This is a genomic window from Veillonella absiana, assembly GCF_032970865.1.
Lineage (GTDB): Bacteria > Bacillota > Negativicutes > Veillonellales > Veillonellaceae > Veillonella > Veillonella absiana.
Genome location: NZ_JAWJZB010000009.1, coordinates 82,208 through 99,188 on the forward strand (window position 1 = coordinate 82,208; position 16,981 = coordinate 99,188).

General features: G+C 40.6%; 25 protein-coding genes and 5 tRNA genes. All 30 read right to left on the reverse strand.

What is annotated here, in order from left to right; genetic code table 11:
• Window positions 1–7: 7 nt before the first annotated feature.
• Window positions 8–553: a 50S ribosomal protein L6 gene (gene rplF / locus RVY80_RS08330; RefSeq protein ID WP_295187633.1), complete on the reverse strand. Its 546-nt coding sequence runs from the start codon at window positions 551–553 to the stop codon at window positions 8–10.
• 24 nt (window positions 554–577) lie between these two features.
• The gene (gene rpsH / locus RVY80_RS08335; protein ID WP_295187630.1) at window positions 578–964 is read right to left on the reverse strand and encodes a 30S ribosomal protein S8; all 387 of its coding nucleotides are present in this window, start codon (window positions 962–964) and stop codon (window positions 578–580) included.
• 32 nt (window positions 965–996) lie between these two features.
• A complete protein-coding gene (gene rpsN, locus RVY80_RS08340; protein WP_295187628.1) occupies window positions 997–1,266 on the reverse strand; it encodes a 30S ribosomal protein S14 in 270 nt (89 codons plus the stop codon).
• A gap of 16 nt (window positions 1,267–1,282) precedes the next feature.
• Window positions 1,283–1,822, reverse strand: coding sequence for a 50S ribosomal protein L5 (gene rplE, locus RVY80_RS08345; RefSeq protein WP_295187625.1), 540 nt, complete (start codon window positions 1,820–1,822; stop codon window positions 1,283–1,285).
• Between the two features lie 24 nt (window positions 1,823–1,846).
• Window positions 1,847–2,167 (reverse strand): 50S ribosomal protein L24, encoded by a 321-nt coding sequence (rplX, locus tag RVY80_RS08350; RefSeq protein WP_295187622.1) that lies wholly within the window; start codon window positions 2,165–2,167, stop codon window positions 1,847–1,849.
• Window positions 2,168–2,188: 21 nt separating this feature from the next.
• On the reverse strand, window positions 2,189–2,557 hold the full coding sequence (rplN, locus tag RVY80_RS08355) for a 50S ribosomal protein L14 (RefSeq protein ID WP_295187619.1): 369 nt from the start codon (window positions 2,555–2,557) through the stop codon (window positions 2,189–2,191).
• A 23-nt stretch (window positions 2,558–2,580) separates the two neighbouring features.
• Window positions 2,581–2,841, reverse strand: coding sequence for a 30S ribosomal protein S17 (gene rpsQ / locus RVY80_RS08360; RefSeq protein ID WP_295187616.1), 261 nt, complete (start codon window positions 2,839–2,841; stop codon window positions 2,581–2,583).
• A gap of 39 nt (window positions 2,842–2,880) precedes the next feature.
• Complete coding sequence (gene rpmC, locus RVY80_RS08365; protein WP_295187613.1) at window positions 2,881–3,084, reverse strand: 50S ribosomal protein L29; 204 nt, start codon at window positions 3,082–3,084, stop codon at window positions 2,881–2,883.
• Window positions 3,074–3,511 carry a 50S ribosomal protein L16 gene (rplP, locus tag RVY80_RS08370; protein WP_295187610.1) on the reverse strand — a complete coding sequence of 146 codons (438 nt, stop codon included), beginning with the start codon at window positions 3,509–3,511 and terminating at the stop codon, window positions 3,074–3,076. Before rplP ends, rpmC begins: the two co-directional genes overlap by 11 nt.
• Window positions 3,511–4,179, reverse strand: a complete 669-nt coding sequence (gene rpsC / locus RVY80_RS08375) for a 30S ribosomal protein S3 (protein WP_295187607.1) — start codon at window positions 4,177–4,179, stop codon at window positions 3,511–3,513. Before rpsC ends, rplP begins: the two co-directional genes overlap by 1 nt.
• A gap of 18 nt (window positions 4,180–4,197) precedes the next feature.
• The gene (gene rplV / locus RVY80_RS08380; protein WP_295187604.1) at window positions 4,198–4,533 is read right to left on the reverse strand and encodes a 50S ribosomal protein L22; all 336 of its coding nucleotides are present in this window, start codon (window positions 4,531–4,533) and stop codon (window positions 4,198–4,200) included.
• A 13-nt stretch (window positions 4,534–4,546) separates the two neighbouring features.
• On the reverse strand, window positions 4,547–4,828 hold the full coding sequence (gene rpsS / locus RVY80_RS08385) for a 30S ribosomal protein S19 (RefSeq protein WP_295187601.1): 282 nt from the start codon (window positions 4,826–4,828) through the stop codon (window positions 4,547–4,549).
• Between the two features lie 23 nt (window positions 4,829–4,851).
• Window positions 4,852–5,682 (reverse strand): 50S ribosomal protein L2, encoded by an 831-nt coding sequence (rplB, locus tag RVY80_RS08390; RefSeq protein ID WP_295187599.1) that lies wholly within the window; start codon window positions 5,680–5,682, stop codon window positions 4,852–4,854.
• 26 nt (window positions 5,683–5,708) lie between these two features.
• The gene (rplW, locus tag RVY80_RS08395) at window positions 5,709–5,993 is read right to left on the reverse strand and encodes a 50S ribosomal protein L23 (RefSeq protein ID WP_295187596.1); all 285 of its coding nucleotides are present in this window, start codon (window positions 5,991–5,993) and stop codon (window positions 5,709–5,711) included.
• Window positions 5,993–6,616 carry a 50S ribosomal protein L4 gene (gene rplD, locus RVY80_RS08400; RefSeq protein ID WP_317330213.1) on the reverse strand — a complete coding sequence of 208 codons (624 nt, stop codon included), beginning with the start codon at window positions 6,614–6,616 and terminating at the stop codon, window positions 5,993–5,995. Before rplD ends, rplW begins: the two co-directional genes overlap by 1 nt.
• A gap of 29 nt (window positions 6,617–6,645) precedes the next feature.
• Window positions 6,646–7,287, reverse strand: a complete 642-nt coding sequence (gene rplC, locus RVY80_RS08405; RefSeq protein ID WP_295193445.1) for a 50S ribosomal protein L3 — start codon at window positions 7,285–7,287, stop codon at window positions 6,646–6,648.
• Window positions 7,288–7,299: 12 nt separating this feature from the next.
• Entirely contained in the window at window positions 7,300–7,611 is a 312-nt protein-coding gene (gene rpsJ / locus RVY80_RS08410; protein WP_004695100.1) for a 30S ribosomal protein S10, read from the reverse strand.
• A 181-nt stretch (window positions 7,612–7,792) separates the two neighbouring features.
• Window positions 7,793–8,983 (reverse strand): elongation factor Tu, encoded by a 1,191-nt coding sequence (tuf, locus tag RVY80_RS08415; protein ID WP_317330224.1) that lies wholly within the window; start codon window positions 8,981–8,983, stop codon window positions 7,793–7,795.
• Between the two features lie 294 nt (window positions 8,984–9,277).
• Window positions 9,278–9,354 (reverse strand) — tRNA-Met (locus RVY80_RS08420).
• 7 nt (window positions 9,355–9,361) lie between these two features.
• A tRNA-Thr gene (locus RVY80_RS08425) sits at window positions 9,362–9,437 on the reverse strand.
• Window positions 9,438–9,466: 29 nt separating this feature from the next.
• A tRNA-Met gene (locus RVY80_RS08430) sits at window positions 9,467–9,542 on the reverse strand.
• Window positions 9,543–9,548: 6 nt separating this feature from the next.
• Window positions 9,549–9,633, reverse strand: a tRNA-Tyr gene (locus tag RVY80_RS08435).
• Window positions 9,634–9,641: 8 nt separating this feature from the next.
• Window positions 9,642–9,717: transfer RNA gene (locus RVY80_RS08440), tRNA-Thr, on the reverse strand.
• A gap of 364 nt (window positions 9,718–10,081) precedes the next feature.
• Window positions 10,082–10,876 carry an undecaprenyl-diphosphate phosphatase gene (locus RVY80_RS08445; protein ID WP_295187533.1) on the reverse strand — a complete coding sequence of 265 codons (795 nt, stop codon included), beginning with the start codon at window positions 10,874–10,876 and terminating at the stop codon, window positions 10,082–10,084.
• Window positions 10,877–11,050: 174 nt separating this feature from the next.
• Window positions 11,051–11,515, reverse strand: coding sequence for a BREX-3 system P-loop-containing protein BrxF (brxF, locus tag RVY80_RS08450; protein ID WP_295187530.1), 465 nt, complete (start codon window positions 11,513–11,515; stop codon window positions 11,051–11,053).
• A gap of 23 nt (window positions 11,516–11,538) precedes the next feature.
• A complete protein-coding gene (locus RVY80_RS08455) occupies window positions 11,539–12,927 on the reverse strand; it encodes a hypothetical protein (protein ID WP_317330228.1) in 1,389 nt (462 codons plus the stop codon).
• The gene (gene hypB / locus RVY80_RS08460; protein ID WP_295187526.1) at window positions 12,927–13,577 is read right to left on the reverse strand and encodes a hydrogenase nickel incorporation protein HypB; all 651 of its coding nucleotides are present in this window, start codon (window positions 13,575–13,577) and stop codon (window positions 12,927–12,929) included. The genes RVY80_RS08455 and hypB overlap by 1 nt, the downstream gene beginning before the upstream one ends.
• A 117-nt stretch (window positions 13,578–13,694) precedes the next feature.
• Entirely contained in the window at window positions 13,695–14,036 is a 342-nt protein-coding gene (gene hypA, locus RVY80_RS08465; RefSeq protein ID WP_317330230.1) for a hydrogenase maturation nickel metallochaperone HypA, read from the reverse strand.
• Window positions 14,014–14,862, reverse strand: a complete 849-nt coding sequence (locus RVY80_RS08470) for a bifunctional 5,10-methylenetetrahydrofolate dehydrogenase/5,10-methenyltetrahydrofolate cyclohydrolase (RefSeq protein WP_295187737.1) — start codon at window positions 14,860–14,862, stop codon at window positions 14,014–14,016. Before RVY80_RS08470 ends, hypA begins: the two co-directional genes overlap by 23 nt.
• A 143-nt stretch (window positions 14,863–15,005) precedes the next feature.
• Entirely contained in the window at window positions 15,006–16,964 is a 1,959-nt protein-coding gene (locus RVY80_RS08475; RefSeq protein ID WP_317330232.1) for a penicillin-binding transpeptidase domain-containing protein, read from the reverse strand.
• Window positions 16,965–16,981 lie beyond the last annotated feature (17 nt).

Sequence of the window (16,981 nt, forward strand, 5' to 3'; positions counted from 1 at the left end):
TGTATTACTATTTACCTTTTGCGCCAGCTTTACCTGCTTTACGACGAACAACTTCGCCTTCATAGCGGATACCTTTACCTTTGTAAGGTTCAGGTTTTCTCCATTTACGGATATCAGCTGCTACTGCACCAACAACTTCTTTGTCAGCACCAGAAACAACGATTTTGTTTGGAGCTGGAACTTCGATTGTAATACCAGCTGGGGCTTCCATTTCAACTGGGTGAGAGAAGCCAAGAGTAAGAGCTAATTTATTGCCCTGTTTTGCCGCTCTGTAACCAACACCGTTGATTTCAAGAGTTTTAGTGAATCCTTCAGATACGCCTGTTACCATGTTAGCAACAAGAGCGCGAGTCAAACCATGTAGGGCACGGTGTTCTTTTTGCTCGGATGGACGAGTTACAGTGATCACGTTACCTTCCACAGTAATATTCATATCTGGATGCAAATCGCGAGATAATTCACCTTTAGGACCTTTAACGTTCATATGATGATTTTCATAAGAAACTGTAACGCCTGCAGGGATCTCGATAGGCATTCTACCGATACGTGACATTATTTCTACCTCCTATTGCTCTGATTACCAAACGTATGCAATTACTTCGCCACCAAGACCTTCTTTACGAGCTTGTTTATCGCTCATAACGCCTTTGGATGTGGAGATAACCGCAATACCCAAACCACCAAGTACGCGAGGAAGTTCTTCCTTTTTCGCGTAAACACGTAAACCAGGTTTGGAAATACGTTTAATTCCAGTAATTACTTTTTCGCTATTGGAACCATATTTTAAAGTTACTTTTAAAGTATTTTCTACTAATTCAAAGTTCTTAATGAAACCTTCAGCTTGAAGGATATTAAGAACAGCTGCTTTCATTCTAGATGCAGGAATGTCTACCGTTTCATGAAGTGCAGCGTTTGCATTACGGATGCGCGTAAGCATATCCGCGATAGGATCGGTCATTACCATAATCTAAAAACCTCCTCTCGTATATCTATTAATTACCAACTGGCTTTTTTCACACCAGGAATTTGTCCTTTGTACGCCAATTCACGGAACGCAATACGGCTAATACCGAATTTGCGCATGTAACCATGAGGACGTCCAGTTAAGTTGCAACGATTGTGCAAGCGTGTTGGAGATGCATTAGCTGGTAATTTTGCCAATGCTTCATAGTCGCCTGCCGCTTTTAACGCTTCGCGTTTAGCTGCATATTTTTCAACGATTTTAGCGCGTTTCTTTTCGCGTTCGATCATAGACTTTTTAGCCATCTATTTGTTCCTCCTATTATTTTTCGAAAGGCATACCGAATTGAGTCAACAATTCACGAGCTTCTTCATCTGTATTAGCACTTGTTACCATGATGATATCCATACCAGTAACGCGTTCTACCTGATCATACTCGATTTCAGGGAAGATGAGCTGTTCTTTAAGACCCAACGCATAGTTGCCACGACCGTCAAACGCTTTAGCGCTAACACCGCGGAAGTCACGTACACGCGGTAATGCCGCATTGATCAATCTATCAAGGAACTCATACATGCGTTCGCCACGAAGAGTAACTTTTGTACCCAAAGGCATGCCTTCACGTACTTTAAAGTTTGCAATGGATTTTTTAGCTTTAGTAATTACAGGTTTTTGACCAGCAATAATTGTAAGGTCTTTTACTGCAGATTCCAAAGATTTAGCATTGCCTACTGCATCGCCAACGCCGATGTTGATAACGATTTTTTCCAATTTAGGAATTTCCATTACGTTGCCGTATTGGAATTTCTCTTGCATTGCTTTTTTGATTTCAGAATTGTATTGTTCTAATAAACGAGACATTGATTAAAGCTCCTCCTTTCCTGATTATTTTAATACTGTACCGCTTTTTACTGTAGCGCGTACGAATTTGCCGTCTTTACCTTCAACTTTTTTAATGCGGGAAGCAGTTTTAGTTTCAGGATCAAGGATCATTACGTTAGAAACATGGATACCAGCTTCTTTAGTAATAATGCCACCTTGTGGGTTAGCTTGAGAAGGTTTTGTATGACGTTTAACAGTGTTAACGCCTTCTACAAATACACGTTCTTTAGCTGGTTCTGTAGCAATTACAGTACCTTGTTTGCCTTTATCTTTACCGGAGATAACAACAACTGTATCGCCTTTTTTAATTTGAAGTTTAGCCATAATGTCGTGTGTCCCTCCTTCTTATAATACTTCTGGAGCTAAGGAAACAATTTTCATGAAATCTTTTTCACGAAGTTCTCTTGCTACAGGTCCGAAGATACGTGTACCACGAGGGGTTTTATCTTCTTTAATAACTACTGCTGCGTTTTCGTCGAAACGAATATAGGAACCGTCTGCACGGCGGATACCTTTTTTAGAACGAACAATAACGGCTTTAACTACGTCGCCCTTCTTGACAACGCCACCGGGTGATGCATCTTTTACAGAAGCAACGATTACGTCACCGATATTGCCGAATTTGCGGTAAGAACCACCCATAACCTGGATACACATAATGCGTTTAGCTCCAGTGTTGTCGGCAACATTCAAAATTGTTTGTTGCTGGATCATCGTCTTTTCCTCCTTACATCACTCTATTTTTGTCTTTCAATAATTTCAACAACTCTCCAACATTTATCTTTGGAAATTGGACGAGTTTCTACGATTTTAACTGTATCGCCGATTTGGCACTCATTATTTTCGTCATGAGCTTTAAAGCGTTTGTTGCTTACCAATGGCTTGCTATATAATGCGTGAGGTACTTTACGTTCTACAACAACAACAACAGTTTTATCCATTTTGTTGCTTACAACTTTACCTACGCGGACTTTACGTACATTTCTTTCTTCTGCCACGATTTTTAAGCCTCCTTTTCAATCCGTAACTTGCTGTTATTATGCGTTTTCAGATTTAATTTCAACTTCACGTTGTACTGTTTTAATACGAGCGATTGTCTTCTTAACTTCACGAATGCGCATAGGATTTTCTAATTGACCTGTTGCAAGCTGAAAACGGAGGTTAAACAACTCTTCCTTAAGACTTGAAACTTGTTGTTCCATATCGGCAGCGCTCATATTACGAATGTCATTAACCTTCATTTACGTCACCACCCAATTCTTTACCCTTAACAACGAATTTACATTTGATTGGAAGTTTGTGGCTTGCAAGACGCATAGCTTCACGAGCTACTTGTTCAGGAACGCCGTCCATTTCAAACATAACGCGACCTGGTTTAACTACTGCTACCCAGTATTCAGGAGAACCTTTACCGGACCCCATACGAGTACCAGCTGGTTTAGCTGTAATTGGTTTATCAGGGAAAATTTTGATCCAAACTTGACCACCACGTTTGATATAACGAGTCATAGCGATACGGGCAGCTTCGATTTGACGGTTTGTAATCCAAGATGGTTCGCATGCTACTAAGCCGAACTCACCATGTGCTACTTTATTACCACGCATTGCACGGCCTTTCATGCGACCGCGGAATTGCTTACGATGTTTTACGCGCTTTGGAATAAGCATTACTTGCCACCTTCTTCCTTCTTAGCTGGAGCTTGTTTTGATTCTGGCAAAACTTCACCTTTGTAAATCCATACTTTAATGCCGATACAACCATAAGTTGTATGAGCTTCTGCAGTACCGTAGTCGATGTTTGCACGAAGTGTATGCAAAGGAATAGAACCTTCACGGTAGGATTCGCTACGAGCGATTTCAGCGCCGCCAAGACGACCGCTTACCATGATTTTGATACCTTTAGCACCAAGACGCATTGTACGACCTACTGCTTGTTTCATTGCACGACGGAAACCGATACGGCGTTCCAATTGGCTTGCAATGTTTTCAGCTACAAGAACGGAGTCCATGTCAGCTTGTTTAATTTCTGCAATGTTAACGTCAACTTGTTTGTCAGTGAAACGAGTCATTGCTTTTTTGATATCTTCGATACCAGCACCACCACGACCGATAACCATACCAGGTTTTGCAGTGTGAATAGTCAATTTAATACGTTTATTTGTACGCTCGATTTCAATGCGGGAGATACCAGCAATGAACAATGTTTCTTTCAAGAAGTTACGAATTTTCACGTCTTCATGAAGATTTGCAGCGTAATCTTTATCAGCATACCATTTTGCGTCCCAATCTTTTACGATCCCGACACGCAAACCATGTGGATTAACTTTTTGACCCACTCTGTTTCCCTCCTTCTGTTAAGCTCTTTCTTTAACAACTACTGTTACGTGGCTAGTGCGTTTCAAAATTTTGAAAGCTTGTCCACGGGAACGAGGATGAATGCGTTTCAATGTTGGGCCTTGATCGATGAAGATTTCAGACACATATAGATTATCAACATTCATATCAAAATTGTGTTCTGCATTTGCGATTGCGGAACGCATTACTTTTTCTACTACATCAGCGCCAACTTTCGGAGTGAACTTCAAGATGGCAAATGCTTCGCCGATGTTTTTGCCACGAACTAAATCAGCAACAATGCGGATTTTACGAGGCGCGATTCGGATATGTCTAGCGATTGCTTTTGCTTCCATTAATTGTTACCTCCTATTTTTTGCCGGATGTTTTTTCGTTCTTAACGTGACCTTTATAAGTACGTGTTGGAGCGAATTCACCTAATTTGTGACCTACCATATCTTCTGTAATGAATACAGGAACGTGTTTGCGACCATCATGCACAGCAATTGTGTGGCCTACAAAACTAGGGATAATAGTAGAGGCACGGGACCAGGTTTTTACTACTTTCTTTTCGTTAGTTTCGTTTAAAGCGTCAACTTTCTTAAGCAAATGATCTGCTACGAAAGGGCCTTTTTTAATAGATCTGGACACTGTTATATCTCCTTTCCTTTATCCTATTTTGTACGACGTTTAATGATTAAGCTATTAGAAGCTTTTTTCTTGTCGCGAGTTTTAACACCATGTGCTGGTTTGCCCCAAGGTGTAACAGGATGTTTACGACCAACAGGAGATTTACCTTCACCACCACCATGTGGATGGTCACAAGGGTTCATTACAACACCACGGTTGCCTGGACGAACGCCCATCCAACGATGACGACCAGCTTTACCAATTACTAGGTTGCTGTGATCAGTGTTGCTTACAACACCAACAGTTGCACGGCATTCAACGCGTACACGACGCATTTCGCCAGATGGTAAACGAAGAATCGCATAGCCACCATCTTTACCCATCAATTGAGCAGATGTACCAGCGGAACGAACGATTTGACCACCTTTACCGATTTTCAATTCGATGTTGTGAATTTGAGTACCGTCTGGGATATTGGACAATGGTAAGCAGTTACCAGGTTTAATATCGGATTCAGGGCCGGAGAATACTACGTCGCCAACTTTCAAGCCATTTGGAGCAAGAATGTAGCGTTTTTCACCATCAGCATAATTTAACAACGCGATGCGAGAAGTTCTGTTAGGATCATACTCGATTGTTGCAACTTTAGCTGGGATATTATCTTTTGTACGTTTGAAGTCAATAATACGGTATTGACGTTTGTGACCGCCACCTTGGTGACGTACTGTCATTTTACCAGTATTGTTACGACCACCTTTTTGAGAAACTTTAGCGAGCAAGGATTTCTCTGGTTTGCTTGCTGTGATTTCGTCGAAGGCGGATACTGTCATAAACCGGCGACCAGCGGAGTACGGTTTAAATGATTTAATTGCCATTAGTGGGCCTCCTTACAACTAGACTCTTAGACACCTTCAAAGAATTCAATGGATTCGCCAGCTTTTAAAGTAACGATAGCTTTTTTGTAATCACTACGTTTACCTTGTGTACGACCCATGCGTTTAGTTTTTCCTAAAACGCGAATAGTAGCTACTTTTTCTACTTTTACATTGAAGATTTTTTCAACAGCTTGACGGATTTGAACTTTGTTAGCAGTCAATGGTACACGGAAAGTGTATTTGCCTTCTTCCATAAGCATTGTAGTTTTTTCGGTAATAACCGGACGAATAAGAACATCACGTAATTCCATTATCCAAGTACCTCCTCAATTTTTGCGACAGCACCCTTAGTAATGAAGAGTTTATCGTAATGAAGAAGATCGAAAATGTTAAGACCTTCGCAAGCTGCAGCTTTAACGCCTTGGATATTGCGAGCGGAACGTTCTACATTCAAATCACCTTCAGTGATGAACAATACTTTTGCATCACCAACGTTGAAGTTATTAAGAATGTTCAATACTTCTTTAGTTTTAGGAGCTGCTAATGTTAATTCTTCCAATACGAATAAATCGCTATTGTTTACTTTACCGCTAAGAGCAGATTTAACTGCCAAACGTCTAGCCTTACGAGGCATAGCTTTGTAATAGCTGCGAGGTTGTGGACCAAATGTCACACCACCGCCAACCCAAACTGGGCTACGAGAAGAACCTGCACGAGCACGGCCAGTACCTTTTTGTTTCCAAGGTTTACGACCACCACCACGTACCATAGCTCTTGTTTTTGTTGCATGTGTGCCGAGACGTTCGTTAGATAATTGACGAACTACGGCTTGATGCATTACGGCTTCGTTAACTTCAACGCCGAATACTGCATCGTTTAACTGTATTTCACCGACTTTAGCGCCGGATTGATTATATGTTGCTACTGTAGGCATTACATAATCCTCCTTTCGACAAATGTATATTATTTAACAGGTTTAACCGTGTTGCGAACCATAACCAAGCTGCCTTTGGCACCTGGGATACCACCTTTTACAAGTAAAAGATTACGTTCTGCATCAACTTTCACAACGGATAAGCGTTGAACGGTAACTCTGTAACCACCCATTTGTCCAGGAAGTTTTTTACCTTTGTATACCTTACCGCCGCCACCGGAGATCATAGGACCGATGGAACCAGGTTCACGATGAGATTTGGAACCGTGAGTAACAGGACCACAATGGAAGTTGTGGCGTTTAATTGTACCAGCAAACCCCTTACCTTTACCTGTTCCTACTACGTCAACCAATTCACCTTCTGCGAAGATATCAGCTGCCAGAGTTTGGCCCACTGTGTAATCAGTTGCTTCAGCAAGGCGAAGTTCACGAAGATATTTAACAGGGCTAACGCCTGCTTTATCGAACTGGCCTTTTACAGGTTTAGTTAAATGTTTTTCTTTAATGGAGCCATAGCCTAGTTGTACAGCGTTGTAACCGTCAGTTTCAACAGTTTTAACACGTACGATCACGCTAGGGGTAGCTTCCACTACAGTGACAGGAACTAGTTGGCCTTCAGCAGTGAAGACTTGAGTCATTCCTAACTTTTTACCCAAAATAGCTTTAGACATAATCGCACCTCCTTATAGTTTTATTTCAATAGATACACCAGCTGGCAAATCAAGACGAGTGATTGCATCCACTGTTTTCGAATTTGGTTCAAGAATATCGATTAAGCGTTTATGTGTACGCATTTCAAATTGTTCACGGGAATCTTTGTTAACGTGCACAGAACGAAGAATAGTGAAGATATTCTTTTCTGTTGGCAATGGAATCGGACCAGATACCATAGCGCCATTTCTTTTTGCTGTGTCTACGATCTTAGCTGCGCTTTGATCAAGAGCTTTGTGGTCGTATGCTTTTAAGCGAATACGAATTTTTTGCTGTTTAGCCATTTAAATAATTTCCTCCTGTCGTCCATTTCATGAATGAACTGCTCCATAGAAATTCTCCCCCGCAGAGGCAACCTTCTACTTCATAGTTTAAAACACAACACAAGAGCGGCATCATCTGCCGCTCATATGCTGCAATGTATATTGTATTGTTAGTGTGACCTAAACAATATAATACTAATAATTAGCCTTCAACGATAGCTGTTACAACGCCAGCGCCTACTGTGTGGCCACCTTCACGAATCGCGAAACGAAGACCTTCTTCAACCGCGATTGGAGTGATTAATTCGATGTCCATAGTTACGTTATCGCCAGGCATACACATTTCTACACCTTCTGGAAGGTTTACAACACCAGTTACGTCTGTTGTACGGAAGTAGAATTGTGGACGGTAGTTGGAGAAGAATGGAGTATGACGGCCACCTTCTTCTTTAGTCAAAACGTAAACTTCTGCTTTGAATTTTGTGTGTGGGTGAATGGAACCTGGTTTAGCCAATACTTGACCACGTTCGATGTCTTTACGTTCAACACCACGAAGCAATGCACCAACGTTGTCACCTGCTACTGCAGAATCCAAAGTTTTGCGGAACATTTCAAGGCCCGTTACTACATAAGATTTGGATTCTTCTGCAAGACCTACTACTTCGATTGTATCGCCAACGTTTACTTCACCACGTTCAACACGGCCAGTTGCTACTGTACCACGACCAGTGATTGTGAATACGTCTTCCACAGGCATCAAGAATTGTTTGTCAGTGTCACGAACTGGAGTTGGAATGTAGGAGTCAACAGCAGCCATCAATTCGTCGATTTTAGCTACGTATTGAGCGTCGCCTTCCAAAGCTTTCAAAGCGGAACCAACAACGATTGGCACGTCATCGCCAGGGAATTCGTAGGAGGAAAGAAGTTCACGAACTTCCATTTCTACTAATTCGATCAATTCTTCGTCGTCAACCATATCAGCTTTGTTCAAGAATACTACGATTGCAGGAACGCCTACTTGGCGAGCAAGCAAGATATGTTCGCGAGTTTGAGGCATAGGGCCGTCAGCTGCGGATACTACCAAGATAGCGCCGTCCATTTGAGCAGCACCAGTGATCATGTTTTTAACATAGTCAGCATGGCCTGGGCAGTCAACGTGTGCATAGTGACGAGTGTCTGTTTCATATTCAACGTGTGAAGTGTTGATTGTGATACCGCGTTCACGTTCTTCAGGAGCTTTATCAATGTTTGTATAATCTTGGAATTCAGCTTGACCTTTTTCAGCCAATACTTTTGTGATTGCTGCAGTTAATGTAGTTTTACCATGGTCAACGTGACCGATAGTACCAATGTTAACATGTGGTTTAGTACGTTCGAATTTTGCTTTTGCCATTTTAAGTAAATAGCCTCCTTCATGAAAACAAAAATACTTTTATATACACCATTATAATATAAAACAAAACTTTTATATACACCATTATAATATAAAACAAAAGAGAATAAAAATATTTATGGAAAAAATATTTTTATTCTCTGCTAGTTTTACAAGGTCTATACAATTCATAGAAAATAACTATATATAATACCCTATATATAATTATACATTCTACTATAAATAGTAAGCGCTAAGTAACGAGATAGAGCCTCTACCACAAATAAAAAGATCCTCCCTAAATAGGAAGGTATATGGTGGCGGCACACGGATTTGAACCGCGGACACACCGGGTATGAACCGATTGCTCTAGCCAACTGAGCTATGCCGCCATGTTTATGGAGCTAGTGACCGGGATTGAACCGGTGACCTTATCCTTACCAAGGATACGCTCTGCCGACTGAGCTACACCAGCGCGTTCAGGACACTAACTATGTTTACTTATGGTTGCGGGGACAGGACTTGAACCTGCGACCTTCGGGTTATGAGCCCGACGAGCTACCAACTGCTCCACCCCGCTATGAAATGGTGGAGGGAGAAGGATTCGAACCTTCGAAGTCGAAGACGGCAGATTTACAGTCTGCTCCCTTTGGCCGCTCGGGAATCCCTCCAAATAAAATGGAGCTGGCGATAGGAATTGAACCCACAACCTGCTGATTACAAGTCAGCTGCTCTACCAATTGAGCTACGCCAGCATCTTACGACAAAATGTATTATAACATTTGTCATTTACACTGTCAACACTTTTTTGAAATATTTTTTCGAGCCCGAGTAAACTCACTTATACATATCTCATGCGCCTTAGTGCTTATTAAATATATCATGAAATAAATATCCATGCAAGCTTTTTGTAAAATTTTTTCTATATTTTTTTCAAGTTCTTTCTTAGAACCTTCTTCTAAAGCAGAAAAAACCTATTCGTAACCTCTTTACCTATTACAAATCCGAAAATAATGCTGAGGCAACACAGTATGCTGTACACCCCAACATTTATTATAGAACAACAAAAAAATAACAGCCCACCAATCTCCTAACAGGATAGATGGGCTATTATACTATTTACATATAAAAATACCACGCTGCAATAACGGCCACTACAAATCGATAGTATGCAAAGGAGGCCAAAGATGATTTATTTAAGAACTTCAAGAACCACACAATGGACGCATAAGCCACTACAAAAGCTGTAACAAATCCAATGGCAAACATCACAAGATCATCCATACTAAGATCTGATGCTACTTTCAAGAAATCATAGGTACAAGCAATCAACATGATTGGCACCGCCATGATGAATGAAAAATCTGCCGCTGCCTTGCGACTCACACCAAGGATTAAACCACCGGCGATGGTAGAACCTGAACGGGAGAACCCTGGCCATAAGGACAACACTTGAAATAAACCGATTTTGAAACATTGCCAAATCGTTAATTCATCTACATCATCAATGAGTACTCGTTTATTGATTTTCTCTGCAAAGAGCATAAATAAACCACCTACGATGAGACCGATGATAACAGTGGCAGGGCCAAACAAATATGTTTTAATATAGGAATGCAACAAAAATCCAATCGCCATTGCTGGTAACATACCAGCTACAACATGTGCAACAGACGTTCCCTTGGGTTTTGCCCAATTCTCGCGTTTTAGCATGGCATGGAACTTATCTTTATAGAAGAAATATACTGCTAAAATAGCACCTAACTGAATGAATACTTCAAATACGCTAGCACGAGTACCTTCAAAGTTAAAGTAATTCCCTACAATAATCATATGCCCCGTACTAGAGACAGGTAGAAATTCTGTGGCCCCTTCAACGATACCAAGTATAAGGGCTATAAGATTCTGATCCATACAAACTCCTAATTAATCTATGTATAAGTGTAAATATGTCCTCCGTCATTGGCGGGGGACATATTTATTATATATCAAAACAATCTCTATGAATATATGAAATCGACGCAAATTCTAGAAACTATGAAATATACATCCCTCATAGTATATCTAAAAATATCGCCTACCATACAACTAATCAATTACGATAACATGTTTTGGATTTTGAATTGTTACTTCTGCAAATTTAGGATTATTATTGTGTTCTAAAAATAATTGATCTCCTTCTACATGACCACGCCAGCCCACAATCAAAGGATGCGCTTTACTTACAGTTTTTAATATTTCTAATGGTTCTAAATTCAAAATTGGTGCAAATAATACATTAATCCCATCAAGAAGAACTACTTCGGTATTGCTTCGACTCAATGCTGTACGGATAGTTTCCTCCGCTTTCTGAGGGCGTTCTTCATGAGGTACGAGCAAAAATTCCTCTTCAATTAAATGTTTAGCTTCTAAATACTTCCATCCATACTGTTCTGCTAACTCGCGAATAATCAAACTTTTACCAGAACCTGGACCGCCGACGATAAACAAAATTCGTTCATCATCATTTTGAATCTCATCCCAACGAGCTTTGACATCTTGTACTGTAACCATTTCCTTTGCCTCCTTCATTGCACCTACTTTAATTGTTTCGTAGGTCTGTCTGACAACATGATGCTCTTAATAAATTGATCCTTCGCATCAAGTGTAAACAATAAGTAACTATTACTTACTAATGGATTTTTGTATTCATATACCTTCAGCTTACCCTCCGTAGTTTGTTTTTCCTCCACATGAGTAGGCATCCCATATATAAATAGCAATAAATATCTCGTATCACCTACCGCTATACCACGACGAGTTGGCGCATAGGCACTGAGAAATACGCGATTGATGAGATGCTTTTTATCAAATCCCACCCCATAATCGGCATAACCAATGAAATCAGATCCGTACAAGGTTCCTTGAGATTTCCAGTCGCTATCCGCATCATTATTAAAATGCTCATTCAACCGCAAACCACGCAATACAAAATCTGCCTCTGTAAATTGACCTGGTACATAATCATGCATTTCTACTGCAGGCAAGGCATATCTTGTCCACACGGGGCCATCAATAAAATCAATAGCACTGATTTTGTTATCCCCAATGGTGAAAGCTATATACCGTTTCGTTTCTTGTCGAGCCTGTTGTGATTGGCTGTTATATTCAGTATTCTTTATTGATGTCTTATTTTCCTGCTTACTACTCCATACTTTATGGTCATAACCTGCGTATAGGTATACGTAATTTCCCGCTTTTATGTCTCGCCAAATCGCATTTGGGCTACCATAAGAAAATATCAATTCCCCACGAGTATTGCCAATTCCCATTTCTCGATTAGTCTTTTCGGTGCCACCGGTCATATGAATATTTGTAATAGTTCCTGGCTCATAGAAATATACTGCCCCTTCGCCACGCAATTGATGATCTATGAGACGGCTCTCATGAACACCTGAGTAGACAGTAACAGTCATATTCTTTAACGTATAAGACGTAAAAGTATCATTCGTTTCAACACGTGCAACATCATATTTACTAGGAATGAATATCTCACCTAGACCAATACCATCAACACGAAACTCTTCATCAGTTGATAAAGTAGGTAAATTAGAAGCAGTAAAGGATTTTCCAATATCCGCCATTGAATTAGGTGACTGATGCACACTAGCATCTACAGATTTATTATGCCAAGACTGAATTGAATTAGAAAATGCCTCTACAGCTTTTTCTTCTGCTTCCCATTCTTTAGTAGGTACACTTTGCTTTTCTAACCAGATTTCCGGATTAGAAGGCCCCTCAGCATTGTCCTTATCAGCAATAGTATTCTTAGACACTGCAGAAGAATCGCTACTTTGGCTGCTCTCAGCAGATACACTAGGATTCAACCTAATAACATCTGTAGCCCATGCCGAACAAGACACCCCCACGAACGACACCGCAAGAGCGGTAAGTACACTATATTTCAACATTCTATGTAGTATCATTAGCGACTCTCCAATTGTGTGCGTAGCCAATTTGTCCATTCTGTTAACCCATCTTTAGCAGTACAGCTAACTTCAAATACATGAGCATTAGGATTCAAATTATGAATATCTGCTAAAGCCTTATCCTTATCAAATGGAACATAGGGTAACAAATCAATTTTATTAAGCAGTACTGCTTTTGATTCTTTAAATATCAATGGGTATTTTAACGGTTTATCTTCACCTTCTGTGACGGATAGCACCGTAACTTTCATAGCCTCGCCAATATCAAATTCTGCAGGACACACTAAGTTACCTACATTCTCGATTATAATCATATCTAATTCATCAAGATCCAGATCATCTAGCGCAGATTCAATCATTTGCGCATCCAAATGACATCCTCCAACAGTATTAATTTGCAAAACTGGAATCCCCAACGCGTGAATTCGCTCCGCATCTTTAGATGTATATAAATCACCTTCAATGACGGCAAGTTTATAATCTTTCACTAAATCTTGTAGTGTAGCCTCTAACAAGGATGTTTTCCCCGCCCCTGGAGAACCCATCAAGTTAAATACAAATATATTCTTTTCCTTGAATTTTTGTTGTAGAGCCTCTGCAATAGCATCATTTTTTGCTAATACATTGGTCATTACTTTTACTTCCATAGGACTCCTTTCAAATCTATCTTCATATAGCAATAACGTTCATTATATTCCACCGAGCATTACTACGAACACTATGAAAACATTGCACGTTTGCCAACCAATACATAGTAGTCCAATTCAATCTATATCTATAGATGTGACCTGTAATTCTCGGCCACCCACTGTTTGTACCGTATGTCCCCCACAGGACTGACACACAAACACATACTCCTGGACTATAAATTCATGGTCACAATCTAAGCACTGCCCTTTTATAGGAATAGTATTAATATTCAGTGTAGCACCTTCAGCAGGTGTATCCTTTGTAATAGCATCAAAACAGAAATGCAATGCATCTGGTTCTACGCCACTCATAAGCCCTAAATTAAGTTGAATACTGTGAATCACAGTAGCATCATTCTGTTTCATCGTATCAAGGGCAATATCAAGAATCCCTTCAGCGATTGACATTTCGTGCATGATACGCCTCATAAACAGCTTCTAACATCATTGTAGTTGTAACGGATCCAACGCCACCTGGTACAGGGGTAATCGCACCAGCTACGTCTACGGCACTGTCATAATCCACATCACCAACAGTTTTGCCATCTAATTCATTAATGCCCACATCAAGAACAACGGCACCAGGTTTTAACATATCACCGGTAATCATGTGAGCACGACCAACCGCAGCTATGATAATATCGCCTTGTTTCACAAAACTTTCTAAGTTAGGTGTCTTGGAATGACAAATTGTAACTGTACCGTTTTCTGCTAATGTCATCAATGCAATTGGTTTTCCGATGACTTGACTGCGGCCAAGAACAACCACATGTTTTCCTTGAATCGGAATATTGTAATGTTCCAAAATAGCCATGCACGCCTTTGCCGTACAAGGCGGAAATCCACCTTTTCCAGATACCAACAAACCAGCATTATACATGGTAAGACCATCAATATCCTTAGTGGGATCCATCAACTCAAGGATAGTGGCACTTTTAACTTGTTTTGGCATGGGCAGCAATGGCAAAATCCCATTAACAGAATCATCATCATTCAAGGCTTGCATAGCTGCTGCCACTTCGTCATGTGTAGCCATTTCAGGCAGTTCTACACGAACAAAATCTAAACCGGCTGCGCGTGCAGTTTTCTCCATGAATGCCGCATACATTTTGGCACCATGGTCCCCTCCGACGAGAAGAACTGCCATTTTCAAGGTAATCCCTTGCGTTGCCAGGGTTTGTAATTTATCTTGTAGCGCTGCTTTATGCACATCTGCTACAGCTTTACCTCGTAATTCAATCATCATTTCCTCTTTATCTCTTTTATAATCAACCATGCTAATCCTCACTGTGAAAGATATACTTTACGATGAAAAATAACTTTACAATGAAAGATATACTTTCATCCTATCAACACAGGTGACGAAAATTATCAATTTTTCATAATCTATCTAACAAAATGTACCGTTATAGCATCCCCAGGGAATGCTGCAGAGCCTGGTGCCTCATCTTGAGATATAGCATTACCAGTTCCATCCGGTTTAAAATACAATCCGGCTTCATTGAGCCAGTCACGTACAGCACCATATGGGAAGCCTGCAAAATTAGGTAATGTCACTGAACCATCAGAATTTTTAGATGGATTTGGTAGTGTTTGTACTGTAGTAGCTCCTACTTTCACTTCTTCTTTTACAGAAGGAGAAATCTGATAGTAACGAACTAGTTGACTCATAATGTCCTTAAAAACTGGCGCTGCAATTTGACCACCATAAATGGAACCATTGCTTGGATCATCAATTGCAACTAGGACTACAAATTTTGGATCCTCTACAGGTCCAAAACCTATGAAGGACGCAATATAGCGGCCATCTAAATAACCACCGTATTCGGTATTTAATTTTTGAGCAGTACCTGTTTTACCGCCGAAATGATAACCTTCTACCATCGCCTTGTTACCGCCACCTTCAGATACTTCTTTTTCAAGAATATCTACAATAGTAGACGCTACATTTTCAGGAATTGCTTGTCCTTGGGATTCCGTCTGTGTTTCGCTAGCTACAGTTCCATCTGGATTGTTGTAGGCTTTCACAATATGCGGTTTCATCAAAATACCACCGTTAGCTATAGCCCCAAAGGCACGTACCATTTGAAGTGGCGTTACTGCAATACCTTGACCGATGGACATCGACGCTGTATCGATATCCGCCATTTCCTCAGGATTAAAAAGTAATCCCTCACCTTCACCAGGCAGTTCAATACCTGTAGGTTGACCAAAACCATATTTATGAACATATTCAGATAAAATTTCTGGTCCCGTTGTCAAACCGAGACGAGCCATGCCGGTATTAATGGAGAATTTTAAAATTTCTAGCAATCGAACCTTGCCATAACCTTCGCCATTCCAGTTTTGCATAACATGTCCACTGGCCATAATAGAACCAGTATCATTGTATACAGTATCAACGGTCCATTTGCCAGATGCTAAGGCCGCGGACGCAATGATCGGTTTAAATGTTGAGCCTGGTTCATACAAATTCGTTACTGCGATATTTTTAAAATCCTGTTCCTTACCCTTATCATAATGGTTTGGATCATACGTCGGACGGTTGGCCATCGCTAAAATTTCACCTGTTTTAGGATCCATAACGATAACACTAGCATGCGCCGGTTTTATATCCACCATGGCTTGTTCTAAGGCGCGCTCTGCAATAAATTGCACCGTCGCATCAATGGTCAAGGTAACAGATTTACCCTTATCCGGCAAATATTGGGCTAACACGGAACCAAAAATAGCATTCCCCTTACGGTCAGTCGCCACTACTTCTTTTGTTAGACCTCCTTTGAGTTCATCATCGAGAACCATTTCAAGACCATCTAACCCTTTATCTTCAGTACCAACGAATCCCAGTACTTGAGCCGCTAAGTTGCCATTTGGATAATAACGTTTACTTTCCTCGACAAAATTCAAGCCTTCGAGTTTTTCATCTTCTATAATTTTTTCAACGGCTTTAGACTTGTCCGGTTCCATCATGCGGTCTAGCCAAACGAAGGCCGTATCTTCTTTTAAATTCTCAACAATAGCTTCCTTCGAAATTGATACATAGGGAGCCACTAACTCAGCTATATCTTCAGGGTTTTTCTTAAGCATTTGCGGATCTGCATACAGTGATTTTGTAACCACACTCATGGCAAGGGGCGATCCGTGACGGTCATAAATCGTACCGCGCGGAGATTGCAATTTGCGATCCACCTGTACTTGACTAAGGTTTTTTGCTTCCAAATCCGATGTATCTACGATTTGTAAGAAAAACAATCGCAATACTAACACACCTGCCACCATGATTAAGACAGCGAGCAATCCAAACCCTCTATTATTAAAACGCTGGGGCCGTGATTTATTATCCATTCTAATCTCCAAACTGA